Origin of the sequence: Thauera sp. 2A1, assembly GCF_009469595.2 — a bacterium.
Taxonomy (GTDB): Bacteria; Pseudomonadota; Gammaproteobacteria; order Burkholderiales; family Rhodocyclaceae; genus Thauera.
In genome coordinates this window covers 15,579-29,116 of the sequence record NZ_SSXV01000016.1, presented here as the reverse complement: position 1 = coordinate 29,116, position 13,538 = coordinate 15,579, and the positions used below count along the sequence as shown (strand labels likewise).

Genomic DNA, 13,538 nt, shown 5'->3' with positions numbered 1-13,538 from the left:
ACGAGCATGGATTTTCAACTGACTGACGATCAGCGCGCCATCGCCGACATGGCGAGCAGCCTGTTCGGCGACCTGTGCACCGACGATCGCCTGCGCGCCTTCGATACCGCCGGCGAGCCCTTCATGGCCGACCTGTGGAAGCAGTGCGTGGAAACCGGCCTGCACGCGCTGGCGATTCCCGAGGAAGCGGGCGGCACCGGGCTCGGCATGACCGAGCTGATGCTGGTGCTCGAGGCCCAGGGCCGCGGCCTCGGCCATGTGCCGCTGTGGCGGCACCAGCTCGCCGCCGCCACGCTGGCGCGCTTCGGAGGCGCCAGCGGTGCCGAGATCGCTGCGGCCGCCGCCGAGAGCAAGCTGATGATCACGTTGTCGCTCGGTGCGGCAGCACGTGCCCACGGCATCGCGCTCAAGGCGCGCCGCGAGGGTGACGGCTGGGTGCTCGACGGCAAGGTCGCCGCCGTGGCGCTGGGTGCGGAAGTGTGCCGCGCGCTGCTGCTGGCCGAGACCGACGACGGCCTGCGCCTGGTGTCGGTGAATCTGCGCGACGCGGGCATCGACAAGGTCGCCGGCGTGCTCACCCACCGCGAGGCGATCGCGGATCTTTGCTTCAGCGCCCATCGCCTGGCCGCCGACGCCGTGCTGCCCGAGGCCGCGCTGCCCTGGCTGGAGCAGCGCACGATCGCCGCGATCGCCGCACTGCAGCTTGGGGTCAGCGCCGAGCAGGTGCGCCGCACCGTCGAGTACATCAACGAGCGCCGCCAGTTCGACCGCGCCATCGCCACCTTCCAGGCCGTGCAGATGAGCATGGCCGACGCCCACATCGCGATCGAGGCGCTGCGCTCCGCGCTGTGGCAGCTCGTGTATCGCCTGGACGCCGGCTTGCCGTCGCCGTCCGAGGCGTTGGCGGTCAAGTACCTCGCGGCCGAGTGCGGCCACCTCGTCGGCCACAAGGCGCAGCACGTGCATGGCGGCATCGGTGTCGATCTGACCTACCCGATCCACCGCTACCTGTACTGGAGCCGTGCGCTCGGCATCACCCTGGGCGGCAGTGCCGCCACGCTCGAACGACTCGGCGACTGGCTCGCCAACAACGACAAGCTGGGATGGAAATATGACCTCGAAGAACAGCAAGCGCTTTGACGACGTGCGCCCCGGCGAGGCGCTGCCGGAGCTGGCGATCCCGATCACCACGACGCTGATCGCCTCGGCGGCGATCGCCACCCGCGACTACTTCCCCGGCCACCACGACAGGGAAGCCGCCCAGCAGCTCGGCTCGCCGCACGTGTTCATGAACATCCTCACCACCAGCGGCCTTACCCAGCGCTTCATCGAGGGCTGGGCCGGTCCGGCGGCGCGCTTCAAGGATCTCAAGATAAAGCTCGGCGCGCCCAACTACCCGGGCGACACCATGACCTTCAGCGGCGAGGTCGTCCGCACCGACGTGGCCAGCCGCGAGGTGGAAGTCGCGCTCAAGGGCAAGAACTCGATGGGCAGCCACGTGACCGGTTCGGCCACGCTGGTGCTGCCCTGACACGCGGAGAACCGAACTCATGACGGATATGTCCCTTTCCGGCCGCGCCGCCATCGTTGGCCTGGGCGCGACCGAATTCTCCAAGAACTCCGGCCGCACCGAGCTGCGCCTGGCGATGGAATCCACCCTGGCCGCGCTCGCCGACGCCGGCATCGACCCCTCCGAGGTCGAGGGCTTCTCGTCCTACACCATGGACAAGGTGCCCGAGTACGAAATCGCGCGCCTGCTCGGCTGCAAGAACGTCAAGTTCTTCTCCACCGTGCCGCATGGCGGCGGTGCCGCCTGCGCGCCGATCGTGCATGCCGCGATGGCGGTGGCCACCGGCGTGGCGAAGACGGTGGTGGTGTACCGGGCGATGAACGAACGCTCCTGGTACCGCTTCGGTACCGGCACCTACGGCTTCGGCTCGACGCCGATCTTCGAGAATGTGAACTACGGCTGGTACATGCCTTACGGCTTCCATACCCCGGCCGCCTGGGTGGGGATGTTCGCGCGTCGCTACATGCACGCCTACGGCGCCACCAGCGAGGACTTCGGCCGCGTGTCCGTCGCGGTGCGCGACTTCGCCGCGACCAACCCGGCAGCCTTCTTCTACGGCAAGCCGATCACGCTCGAAGAGCACCAGGCCTCGAAGTGGATCGCCGAGCCGCTGCGCCTGCTCGACTGCTGCCAGGAGTCCGACGGCGCGGTGGCGATGGTCATCACCTCGGCCGAGCGCGCTCGCGACCTCAAGCAGAAGCCGGTGATCATCAAGGCCGGCTCGCAGGGCATCACTGAAGGCCAGCAGAGCATGACCTCCTTCTACCGCGACGACATCACCGGGCTGCCGGAAATGGGCGTGGTGGCGAAGGAGCTCTACACCCAGTCCGGCCTCGGCCCCGACGCCATGCAGACGGCGGTGATCTACGACCACTTCACGCCTTTCGTGTTGCCGCAGCTCGAGGAGTTCGGCTTCTGCAAGCGCGGCGAGGCGAAGGACTTCATCCGTGCCGGCGAGCACGCCCGCGGCGGCAAGCTGCCGATCAACACCCACGGCGGCCAGCTTGGAGAGGCCTACATCCACGGCATGAACGGCGTGGCCGAGGCGGTGCGCCAGGTGCGCGGCAGCGCGGCCAACCAGGTGGCCGATGTCGAGAACGTGCTGGTCACCGCCGGCACCGGCGTGCCCACCAGCGGCCTCATCCTCGGCGTCGCCTGAGCGAAGGAGAACGGACGATGTTCGTCGATCTGACCCCGGAACAACACGCGCTGCGCCTGAAGGTGCGCGACTACTTCCAGACCCTGATGACCCCCGAGCTGCGCAGCGAGCTGCGCGGCAAGGAAGGCGGCGAGCTGTACCGCAACACCATCCGCAAGATGGGCGCGGACGGCTGGCTGGCGGTGGGCTGGCCCAAGGAGCACGGCGGCCAGGGCTATGCCGCCACCGAGCAGTTGATCTTCTTCGAGGAAGCCAACATCGCTGGCGCGCCGCTGCCCTTCGTCACCATCAGCACGGTCGGTCCGGCGCTGATGGAGGCGGGCACCGAGCTGCAGAAGAAGAAATTCCTGCCCGGCATCGCCGCCGGCGAGATCATGTTCGCCATCGGCTATTCCGAGCCGGAAGCGGGCTCCGACCTCGCCACGCTCAAGACCAGTGCGCGGCTGGAAGGCGACCACTTCGTGGTCAACGGCAACAAGCTGTGGACCTCGGGCGCCGAGGCTGCCGACTATGTCTGGCTCGCCGCGCGCACCGACCCCAACCTGCCGCGCCACAAGGGCGTGTCCATCCTGATCCTGGACACCAAGGCGGAAGGCTTCTCGCACACCGTCATCCCGACCTGCAGCAACCCGACCGCCGCCACCTACTACGACAACGTCAAGGTGCCGAAGGAGATGCTGGTGGGCGAGCTCAACGGCGGCTGGAAGCTGATCACCGCCCAGCTCAACCACGAGCGCCTGGGCCTGGGCTCGTGGTCGGACAAGGTCGTCGCCCTGTTCCGCCGCGTGCTGCTGTGGGCCAAGGCCAAGGACGAGAACGGCCGCCGTGCGGTCGATGCGGCCTGGGTGCGCAGCCTGCTCGCCGAGTGCTACGCGAAGATCGAAGCGATGCGGCTGATCAACTTCCGCATCGCCGCCGACCTCGAGCGCGGCCACATGGACGTGGCGCTGGCGTCGACGACCAAGGTGTACGGCTCGGAGTCGGTGGTCGATATCCTGCGCAAGCTGTCGGAGATCGTCGGCGCCAGCGGCCTGGTGCGCGAAGGCTCGGCCGCTGCGGCCCTGCTCGGCGAGCTGGAATACGAGGTACGCGCCTCGGTCACGCTGACCTTTGGCGGCGGCACCAACGAGATCCAGCGCGAACTGGTGGCACAGTTCGGCCTCGGCATGCCGCGTTCGCGCTGAACCCCGCACAGGAAGAAGACATGAGCACCCTCGAAGATTTCCGCCGCGAGACCCGGGCCTGGCTCGAGGCCAACTGCCCGCAATCGATGCGCACCGCGATGCCCGACGGCGAGCTGGTGTGGGGCGGGCGCACGGTCGAGTTCAAGAACGAGGACCAGCGCCTGTGGTTCGAGCGCATGCGCGACAAGGGCTGGTTCTGCCCCGACTGGCCGGCTGCGTATGGCGGCGGCGGGCTGAGCCCGGAGCAGAACGCGGTGCTCGAGTCCGAGATGCGCCGCCTGCGCTGCCGTCCGCCGCAGATCAATCTCGGCATCTGGATGCTGGGCCCGGTGGTGCTGGAGTTCGGCACCGAAGAGCAGAAGCGCGAGCTGCTGCCGCCGATGGCGCGCGGCGAGATCCGCTGGTGCCAGGGCTTCTCCGAGCCCAACGCCGGCTCCGACCTCGCCAGCCTCAAGACCAGCGCGGTCGATGCCGGGGATCACTTCGTGGTCAATGGCACCAAGATCTGGACATCCTATGGCGACAAGTCGGACTGGATGTACATGCTGGTGCGCACCAACCCCGACGTGCCCAAGCAGCAGGGCATCAGCCTGCTCGTGGTCGACATGGCGTCGCCCGGCATCGAGGCGCGGCCGATCGACCTCATCAGCGGCAAGTCGTCCTTCTGCCAGGTCTTCTTCGACAACGTGAAGGTGCCCAAGCGCCAGCTGATCGGTCCGCTCAACGGCGGCTGGACCCTGGGCAAGGCGCTGCTGCAGCACGAGCGCCGGGCGATGTCGAAGTTCGGCGAGTTCAGCCTGCCGACCCACTTCGACCTGCTGTCGATCGCCGGCGAGTACCTGCCGGCGCAGGAGGCGTCCTCGCCGGCCGACGTCGCGCTGCGCCAGCGCGTGTATGCCACGGCGATGGACGAGATGGCCTACAGCCTCACCGCCCAGCGCATGGGCGAGGAGGCCCGCGCGCGCAAGAACGTGTCCGGCCTGATGTCGATCATGAAGCTGGTGCACTCCGAGCAGGAGAAGGACAAGTTCGAGGTGCTGGTCGACGTGCTCGGCCACCGCGCGCTGGGCTGGGAAGGCGAGGGCTTCGAGCCGCAGGAGCTGGCGATCACCAAGGCCTGGCTGGGCAGCTTCGCGCAGACCATCGCCGGCGGCTCGTCCGAGGTGCAGTTGAACGTGATCGCCAAGCGCGTGCTGGAGTTGCCCGAGGGCAGCAGCGGCAAGCAGGGCAAGTGAGGAGCAGCCTGTCATGAGTCTGGTTTATTCCGAAGAGCAGCAACTGCTGGCCGACACCGCCGCCGAGTTCCTGATGGCGAAGAGCCCGGTCACCGCCCAGCGCAAGCTGCGCGACGAGGGTGCGTCAGGGGGCTCCGCCGACGGCTTCGACGCCGCGCTGTGGCGCGAGATGGTCGACATGGGCTGGAGCGCGATTCCCTTTCCCGAAGCGCTCGGTGGCCTTGAATTCGGCTGCAAGGGCCTGGGCGCGGTGTTCGAGCAGATCGGCCGCAACCTGTCGGCCTCGCCGTTGCTGTCGAGCATCGTGCTCGGCGGCTCGGTGATCGAGCTCGCCGGCTCGGAAGCGCAGCAGGCCGAGTGGATGGCGGCGCTGATCGGCGGCGACAAGCGCGTCGCGCTGGCGTCGGACGAAACGCCGCGTCACGACCCGGCCGCGGTCGCGCTGCGCGCGACGCGTGAGGGTGATGGCTACGTGCTCACCGGCACCAAGGCCTTCGTCGCCGACGGCGTCGGTGCGGACGCCTACATCGTCGCTGCGCGCACGTCGGGCAAGGCGGGTGATCGCGACGGTATCAGCCTGTTCGTGGTGCCTGCCGACGCATCGGCCCTGCAGGTGTCGCCGATGAAGACCATCGATTCGCGCAATCACGCCAACCTGACGCTGAACGGTGTCCGGGTCGGCGCCGAGGCCCTGGTGGGTGCCGAAGGAAATGGCCTGGCCTTGCTTGACGCGGCGCTCGACCGCGGCCGCGTGTGCCTGGCGGCGGAATTGCTGGGTGCGACCCAGTCCTTGTTCGATACGACCGTCGAGTACCTGAAGACGCGCGTCCAGTTCGACGTGCCGATCGGCTCCTTCCAGGCGCTGCAGCACCGTGCCGCGTGGTGCTACGCCCATCTGCAGCTCGCGCGCAGCGCGGTGATGGCGGGCCTGGCGGCGATGGACGACCCGGCGCTCGGGGCCGAGGCGCGCGCCCGCATGGCCAGCCTGGCCAAGTGGAAGGCCGGCGACGCCGCCCATCGCATCAGCCGCGAGGCGGTGCAGATGCACGGCGGCATGGGCGTCACCGACGAACTCGACGTCGGCCTGTACCTGAAGCGCATCCGCGTCGCGCAGGCCAGTCTGGGTGATGGCGACTTCCACTGCCAGCGCTACGGCGAGCTGACGGCAGCCGAGGCCTGAAGCAGTGGAAGCGAAACAGCGCGGTTTCCTCGCGGGCAAGGTCGCCATCGTCACCGGCGCGGGCCAGGGCATCGGCCGCGGGGTGGCGCTGCAACTGGCGGCGCAGGGCGCGTGTGTCGTGGTGTCGGACATCGATGCCGGCAGCGCGGCCGAAACCGTGTCGATCGCGCTGTCGCGCGGCGGCGAAGCGCTTGCGATCGGTTGCGACATCGCCGACAGCGCCAGCGTCGAGGCCATGGTCGACACCGTCGGCGAGCGCTTCGGGGCGCTGCACGTTCTCATCAACAACGCCTACCTCGGCAACATGCCGGGCCCGCTCGAGAGCAAGGCGGCGGGCGACTTCGCGCGCGCGCTGCAGGGCAGCCTGTACGCCCCGCTGGCAGCGATGCAGCGGGCCTTCCCGTTCATGAAGGCGCAGGGCTGGGGCCGCATCGTCAACATGTGCTCGCTCAACGGCGTCAACGCGCACATGTACACCGCCGACTACAACGTCAGCAAGGAAGCGCTGCGCTGCCTCACCCGCAGCGCCGCGCGCGAGTGGGCGCCGCACGGCATCACCGTCAATGCCATCTGCCCCGGTGCGCGCACCCCGGCGTACGAGCGCTTCGCCGCGGCCTCGCCGGAGAATGCAGCGCAGTTGCTGAAACAGAACCCGATGGGCCGCATGGGTGAGCCCGAGCAGGACATCGGTGGTGTCGTCGCCTTCATCTGCAGCGATGCCGGCAGCTACATGACCGGCAACACCGTCTTCCTCGATGGCGGCTCGCACATCAACGGCGTGTCGTGGCAGCCGGCGGCACGCTGACGCCGATGATGCCCATGCACTCGCTCCCGGTGTGGCCGATCGCGGCGCAGCACGGCCACTCCATCGCGGGTGCCGGAGCCGGCGCGCGTGGAAGCGGCCGTGCGTGACGACGCAGTGAACCGACTGATGCGCTGGCTGCCGGAGGCTCCGGAGCACGATGCGCTGCTCGCACGCTATGGCGAAGCCTACAAATGGCTCGCGCTGGCAGTGGTCGGAACCGGCATCATTGCTTCGGTGCTCGCCACCACCAGCTTCAACGTCGCGGTGCCGGCCCTCGGGCTGCATTTCGGGCTTGGGCAGCACCAGGTGCAGTGGGCGATCACCGGCTTCCTCGCCGCGCTCACGCTGGCCATGCTGCCGACGCCCTGGCTGCTCGAGCGCGTGGGTTTCCGCCGCCTTTTCCTCGGTGCCAACCTGATGCTCGCGCTGACCAGCGTGGCGGGGGCGCTGGGGAGCGACTTCGGTTTCATCGTGGCCATGCGGGTGCTGCAGGGCATCGCCGCCGGGCTGCTGCAGCCGCTCACCATCATGGTCGTGATGAGGCACTTTCCCGCGGCGAGCCAGGGCAGGGCGCACGGCTTGCTTGGCTTCGGCATCGTGCTGGCGCCTGCGGCGGCACCCTCGCTGGCCGGCGTGCTGCTCGAGCGCTTCGGCTGGCAGGCGATCTTCCTGATGACCCTGCCGTTCTGCATCGTGGCCGGCGTGTGCGGGCTCTACCTGCTCGCCCGCTCCGAGACGAACCAGCGCCATCCTTTCGACTGGCTCGGCGTCGGCATCCTGTGCGCGGCCTCGCTGGCGGCGATCGACTTCATCACCAGCCTGCGCCAGGTCGGTCTGATGGCGCCGCGGACGCTGGCCATGCTGGTGCTGGTGGCGCTGTGCGTGTTCGGCTTCGTCCGCCACGCGCGCCGCGCGTCGGCGCCCATCGTTTCCCTTTCCCTGTTCGCGGAACGCAGCTTCGCCATGGGTGCAGTGGTCGGGCTGGTCTATGGCTGTGGACTCTATGCGTCGACCTACCTGATTCCGGTGTTCCTGCAGCAGGCACTGGGCTACGACGCTGCGCTGTCGGGCCTCGCCCTGCTGCCCGGCGGGCTTCTGCTGGCGGTGGTGATCCCGATTGCGGGCTGGCTCACCGACCGCTACTCGCCGCGGCCGGTGATGGTGTGGGGGCTGGCGGTGTTCGGCGTTTCCTTCCTGCCGTTCGCCGTGCTCGGTGCGTCCATCAGCTACACGGGAGTGGTTGCGGTGTGCATGGTCGGCCGCCTCGGCCTCGGCCTCACCATTCCGGCGCTGACGGTCGCGTCGCTGAGGGGCGTGCCGGCACATCAGGTCGGTCAGGCGTCGATGGTCAGCAACTACACGCGACAGTTCGGCGGCGTGCTGGGCGTGGCGATCGCCGCCGTGTTCGTCGAATGGCGCATCGCCATCCACGGCGCGCAGCCGCCGGGCATCCATTGGGCCTATTCGCAGGCCTTCGTGCTGCTGACGCTGGTATTCGGCCTGGCGCTGGTGGCGGCGCTGCGGATGAAGCGGCGCGGGTGAGCAAGGGGAGGCATGGCGCCAAAACTTTCTTCGAGGTGCGGGAATAATCCGGCGTCACGGCCCGTTTACCACAGTGCAGGCCGATCATCCGCAGGCCCCGCCAAGGAGAAAGACATGAAAATTCTGAAGAAATCCGCCCCGTTGATCCTTTCCACCGCCCTGCTGGCCGCGTGTGCCGGCTACACCGTCCAGGCTGCCGGCCCGGCGCGGACGAGTGACGGCATGCTCACCGGCAGCAACGGCATGACCCTCTACACCTTCGACAAGGACGCCGCGGGCAGCGGCAAGAGCACATGCAACGGCCCGTGCGCGGCCAACTGGCCGCCGCTGCTCGTCACCGAAGGTGCCACGGGCGGGGCCGACTACAGCATCGTGACGCGGGACGACGGCAGCAAGCAGTGGGCGTACAAGGGCAAGCCGTTGTACTTCTGGGCGAAGGACCAGAAGCCGGGAGACAAGACCGGCGACGGTTTCAACAACGTCTGGCGCGTCGCGAAACCCTGAAACCGATGGACAGCCGCGCGATCCTTGCCGAATTGCCGCGCCTGCGTCGTTACGCGCGGGCGCTCGTCGGCTCGCGCGAGGCGGCCGACGATCTCGTGCAGGACACGCTCGAGCGCGCGTGGCTGCGTATTTCCCATTGGCAGCCGGGCAGCGATCTCCGTGCCTGGCTGCTGGCCATCATGCACAACCTCCGGATCGACCAGATCCGGCGCCCGACCCTTGCCGTGACGCCGATCGACGAGGAGGCGCTCGAGTTTCCCGTGCGTGCCACCCAGACGGATCGTATCGAGCTTGGCGAGCTGGAAGGGGCCTTGTCCTGCCTTCCCGAGGAGCAGCGCGCGGTGCTGCTGCTCGTCGCGCTCGAAGACATGAGTTATGCGGAAATCGCGGCGACGCTGAACATCCCGGCCGGCACCGTGATGTCCCGCCTTGCCAGGGGGCGTGAGCGGCTGCGCCGGATTCTCGATGCCCGGTCGAAACCGGCCCAACTGCGAGTCGTGCGATGAGTCTTTCCCCGATCTCCGATTCGGATCTGCATGCCTTTGTCGATGGCGAACTCTCCGAAGGACGCCACGCAGAGATCGCGGCATGGCTCGCCGAGCACCCCGAGGACGCCTCGCGGGTGGACGCCTACCGTGAGCAGAAACAGGGCTTGCGCCTGCTGTTCGCCCCCGTGCTCGACGAGCCGCTGCCGGATCGCCTGAGAGCGCTGGCCGAGCCGCCTCCATCAGCGCAGCCTGCGCCGCGGCCGGCGGTGCGTTCGCGCTGGTCCCTGCAGCGCATCGCGGCGAGCCTGGCAATCGGATTGCTCGGTGGCGCAGCGGGCTGGCTTGCCCATGATCACTATCGTCCGCCGATGATTGCGGCTTACTCGTCGCCGCTTCCGCATCAGGCGGCCATCGCGCACGTCGTCTTCAGCCCGGACGTGAAGCGGCCGGTGGAAATCACCGCCGAGCACGAGGATCAACTGGTGACCTGGCTCTCCAAGCGGCTGGGCACGCCGATCCGGCCGCCACGGCTGGGCGCGCTCGGCTACGAGCTGATCGGCGGCCGCCTGCTTCCGGGGAGCAGTGGGCCGGTGGCCCAGTTCATGTATCACGATGCCAGCGGCCAGCGGCTCACCCTCTACGTCAGCACCGAGAACACCACCAATCGCGACACCGCCTTCCGCTTTGCCCGGGAGGGGCCGGTCAATGTGTTCTACTGGATCGACGGCCAGTTCGGCTATGCGCTTTCGGCCGGCATTTCGAAGAATGAACTGGCGCGGATCGCCACCGCGGTCTACGACCAGTTCCAGAAGTAGATGAACCCCCCCCCCGACAACAAGGATGAACATGAAGACGATCACTCTGGCGCCGGTCCTCGCGGCCGGCCTGATGCTGACGTGCCCGCCGGTGCTGGCCAGCAATGAAATCACCGCACCTCAGGTGGTCGAGGCGATCGAGGGTGCCTTTGGCGTGACGCCGGGCGCACGGCGCAATCACACGAAGGGAACTTGCGCCGTCGGCGAATTCGTCGGCACCCGCGAAGCGGCGGAGTACTCGCGCTCGGCGCTCTTTTCCGGCGAGCCGGTGCCGGTGATTGCTCGCTTCTCGCTCTCGGGCGGCAATCCCGCGGCACCCGATACCGCGAGGAGCGGGCGCGGCATGGCGCTGGAGTTCAGGCTGCCGAACGGGCAACTGCACCACATTGCGATGCTCAATACGCCGATGTTCGGCGCCGCCACGCCGCAGACCTTCTTCGACCTGATGCAGGCGATGCGGCCCGATCCGGTCACCCGCAAGCCCGATCCCGAGAAGCTGAAGGCATTCAAGGCGAGCCACCCCGACAGCCGGGCGCAGGCCGACTACCTGGCCGCGAACAACCCGCCGGCCAGCTATGCCAGCAGCTCCTACTGGGGCATCCACACCTTCAAGTTCGTGGACGACAAGAGCCGGGTCACCCCGGTGCGCTGGCAGTTCGTCCCGCAGGACGGAGAAAAGCGCCTGGACGATGATGAATTGAAGACCGCCGGGGCGAACTTTCTCGAACAGGCGCTGATCGACCGCACCAGGCGCGCGCCGGTGCGTTGGGACATGATCGTCAGCATTGGTCGGCCGGGCGATGCGGAAGACGACCCCACCGTCCCGTGGCCGGCGGAGCGGCAACGAATCAAGGCCGGCACGTTGACCATCACGTCAGCCGCGCCGCAGAAGGGCGCGGCGTGCGAGCCCATCAACTTCGATCCCATGGTCATGGCGGACGGCATCGAGCCGAGTGATGATCCCGTCCTCCGGTTCCGATCGCCGGCCTATGCGGTGTCCTTCGGCAAGCGGCTTGGCGGCCAGTAATTCGTGACGCCAGGGCGGCCCGGCGTCGCCCTCCCTGCCGGAGCCGGGCAAGCGGGGCGATGAACGTGTTCATCGCCCTCTTGCGCCTGCATGCCGATGCGCGTGTCGGCCCCGCACCCCCGTTCAGCGGTAGGCGCGGATCGCCTCGATCGCCGCCGCGGTTGCCGCATCGTCGGCCGGGTCGTTCGGCACGGTCAGAGTGATGCGGTCGACCAGGCCACCGAAGCGCGACACCAGGCGCTCGGGCAGCTCGTCGAGGCGGCCGGATACGAGGAAGGTGTCCAGCATCTCGTCGGTGAAGACGGCAGGCATGTCCTTCCAGCGCCGCTCGCGGGTCAGCGCAAGCAGTCTTTCGCCCACGTCCTGCCAGCCGAACAGCTCCAGGCTCGCCCAGTAGGCCGGGGTCGAGAACAGGAAGGCGAGCATGTCGCGAAAGCGTTCGCGCTCGGCGGCGACGGTGGCGTCGTCAGCTCCGGTGGCGACGAACTGGCTGGCGCTGATGAAGGGTCTGGCGCGGCCGGGGTCGCGCTTCGCCGTGCCGACGGCGATCTGCGGCAGGATCACTTCCTTCAGGTAGCGCACCGAGGTGTTGGTCGGATGGGTGTGGATGCCGTCCGCCGTCTGGCCGACCAGTTCCAGCATCTTGGGGCCTACGGCGCCGAGCATCAGGGGTACGTCCGGCGCGTCGATCGGACCGGGGTTGAAGAAGGGCTGCAGGCGGGTGAACTTGTAGTGCTCGCCAATGTACTCGAGCGGTTCGCCGGTGCGGAAGGCGTGGAAGATCGCGCGCAGCGAGCCGAGGTACTCGCGCATGCCGGCGGCCGGCGGCAGCCAGCGCGCCGAATAGCGGTCCTCGATGTTCTGCTTGATCTGCGTGCCCATGCCGAGCTCGAAGCGGCCGCCGGACATTTTCTGCAGGTCCCATGCGGCGAGTGCGACGTTCATCGGGCTGCGCGGGAAGACGATCAGCACCGAGGTGCCGACCTTGAGCTTGGAGGTCGCCGACAGCGCTTGGCACGCGAGCAGCAGGCCGTCGTGGACCGCGTCGGAAACGAACAGGCCGTCGTAGCCCATGGCTTCGACACGTCTTGCGAAAGGGCCGATGTCGGCCAGGTTCATGTTTTCGGGGGTGGAAGCGAAGATCTCGAACATTGGGGCTCCGGGGCGGATAGGGTCAGAGGGTGAAGCCGGGCAGCGGTGAGGCACCGTCGAGGCACCTCACCGGCACGCCGAGTTCGCGCAGCAGCGGCAGGCTCAGCGCGATGCGCCCCGACAGCACGGCCTGCGGGCGCGAGCACAGCGCCAGCGCCGCCTCGGCCATGGCTTCGATCGGTTCCATGTGCGCAATGTCGTCGATCGAGCCGCTCTTGATGGCGCCTTCGCTGGCGACAGCCTCGACCGGCGCGAGGGTATTGACCGCGATGTTGTCGGCCGCCAGCTCGATCGCCATGCCGGCGCTGAGGCGTTCGAGCGCCGCCTTGGTCGAGCCGTACAGCGTGGGCGAGTGCGTGGTGTGGAAACGGTAGGCGCGGTCCTTCGGGTCGTAGGGGGCCGGGGCGGGCAGGGTACTGGTGGCGCTCGACAGGTTCAGGATCCAGCCGCCGCCGCGCGCGCGCATCGAGGGAATCGCCAGTTGCGCCAGGTGATGTGGCGCGAAGACATTCACCGCGTAGGCCAGCTCCACACGCTGGGTGGGCTGGGCATGGCCGGCGCCGAAGCGCGCCCAGGCAGCGTTGTTGACGAGGATGTCGACGCCGCCGTAGCGGGCGGTCGTTTCGCCGACGATGCGTTCGCGATCGACGGCGCTGGCGAGGTCGGCCTGCACGCACAGGCAGTCACCGCCGCTGGCGCGGATGCGCGCTGCAGTCTCGTCGAGCGAGCCGGGCAGCTTGCCGCCAGGCTCGCCGGTACGCGCGACGAGCACCACCTTGGCGCCTTCGGCGGCGAAGCGCTCGGCGATCGCCGCGCCGATGCCGCGGCTGGCGCCGGTGACGATCGCCACCTTGTCCTTCAGGGTGTGAGGCATGCG

Annotated in this window: 14 protein-coding genes; 12 read left to right on the top strand and 2 right to left on the bottom strand. The window is 68.5% G+C overall.

Annotation, left to right across the window (positions count from 1 at the left end):
- Window positions 1-6: 6 nt before the first annotated feature.
- The 12 genes from GH664_RS14680 to GH664_RS14625 all read left to right on the top strand — a co-directional run bounded on the left by GH664_RS14680 (window position 7) and on the right by GH664_RS14625 (window position 11,509).
- Window positions 7-1,140 (top strand): acyl-CoA dehydrogenase family protein, encoded by a 1,134-nt coding sequence (locus GH664_RS14680; protein WP_153168831.1) that lies wholly within the window; start codon window positions 7-9, stop codon window positions 1,138-1,140.
- A complete protein-coding gene (locus GH664_RS14675) occupies window positions 1,112-1,531 on the top strand; it encodes a MaoC family dehydratase (protein ID WP_153168830.1) in 420 nt (139 codons plus the stop codon). Before GH664_RS14680 ends, GH664_RS14675 begins: the two co-directional genes overlap by 29 nt.
- Window positions 1,532-1,550: 19 nt before the next feature.
- Entirely contained in the window at window positions 1,551-2,729 is a 1,179-nt protein-coding gene (locus GH664_RS14670; RefSeq protein WP_153168829.1) for a lipid-transfer protein, read from the top strand.
- Window positions 2,730-2,746: 17 nt separating this feature from the next.
- On the top strand, window positions 2,747-3,913 hold the full coding sequence (locus GH664_RS14665; protein WP_153168828.1) for an acyl-CoA dehydrogenase family protein: 1,167 nt from the start codon (window positions 2,747-2,749) through the stop codon (window positions 3,911-3,913).
- Window positions 3,914-3,933: 20 nt separating this feature from the next.
- Entirely contained in the window at window positions 3,934-5,148 is a 1,215-nt protein-coding gene (locus GH664_RS14660; RefSeq protein WP_153168827.1) for an acyl-CoA dehydrogenase family protein, read from the top strand.
- A 13-nt stretch (window positions 5,149-5,161) separates the two neighbouring features.
- The gene (locus GH664_RS14655; RefSeq protein WP_153168826.1) at window positions 5,162-6,328 is read left to right on the top strand and encodes an acyl-CoA dehydrogenase family protein; all 1,167 of its coding nucleotides are present in this window, start codon (window positions 5,162-5,164) and stop codon (window positions 6,326-6,328) included.
- 4 nt (window positions 6,329-6,332) lie between these two features.
- Complete coding sequence (locus tag GH664_RS14650; protein WP_153168825.1) at window positions 6,333-7,133, top strand: SDR family NAD(P)-dependent oxidoreductase; 801 nt, start codon at window positions 6,333-6,335, stop codon at window positions 7,131-7,133.
- An 87-nt stretch (window positions 7,134-7,220) separates the two neighbouring features.
- Window positions 7,221-8,675 carry a DHA2 family efflux MFS transporter permease subunit gene (locus GH664_RS14645; protein ID WP_256219473.1) on the top strand — a complete coding sequence of 485 codons (1,455 nt, stop codon included), beginning with the start codon at window positions 7,221-7,223 and terminating at the stop codon, window positions 8,673-8,675.
- A gap of 114 nt (window positions 8,676-8,789) precedes the next feature.
- Entirely contained in the window at window positions 8,790-9,179 is a 390-nt protein-coding gene (locus GH664_RS14640) for a hypothetical protein (RefSeq protein ID WP_153168824.1), read from the top strand.
- A gap of 5 nt (window positions 9,180-9,184) precedes the next feature.
- Window positions 9,185-9,685 (top strand): RNA polymerase sigma factor, encoded by a 501-nt coding sequence (locus GH664_RS14635; RefSeq protein WP_153168823.1) that lies wholly within the window; start codon window positions 9,185-9,187, stop codon window positions 9,683-9,685.
- Entirely contained in the window at window positions 9,682-10,482 is an 801-nt protein-coding gene (locus GH664_RS14630; RefSeq protein WP_153168822.1) for an anti-sigma factor, read from the top strand. The genes GH664_RS14635 and GH664_RS14630 overlap by 4 nt, the downstream gene beginning before the upstream one ends.
- Window positions 10,483-10,513: 31 nt before the next feature.
- The gene (locus tag GH664_RS14625; RefSeq protein WP_256219472.1) at window positions 10,514-11,509 is read left to right on the top strand and encodes a catalase family peroxidase; all 996 of its coding nucleotides are present in this window, start codon (window positions 10,514-10,516) and stop codon (window positions 11,507-11,509) included.
- Between the two features lie 123 nt (window positions 11,510-11,632).
- On the opposite strand, the gene GH664_RS14620 is transcribed toward GH664_RS14625, so the two are convergent.
- Both GH664_RS14620 and GH664_RS14615 read right to left on the bottom strand, forming a co-directional pair.
- Entirely contained in the window at window positions 11,633-12,661 is a 1,029-nt protein-coding gene (locus GH664_RS14620) for a TIGR03617 family F420-dependent LLM class oxidoreductase (protein WP_153168820.1), read from the bottom strand.
- Window positions 12,662-12,683: 22 nt separating this feature from the next.
- Entirely contained in the window at window positions 12,684-13,535 is an 852-nt protein-coding gene (locus tag GH664_RS14615) for an SDR family NAD(P)-dependent oxidoreductase (RefSeq protein WP_153168819.1), read from the bottom strand.
- Window positions 13,536-13,538 lie beyond the last annotated feature (3 nt).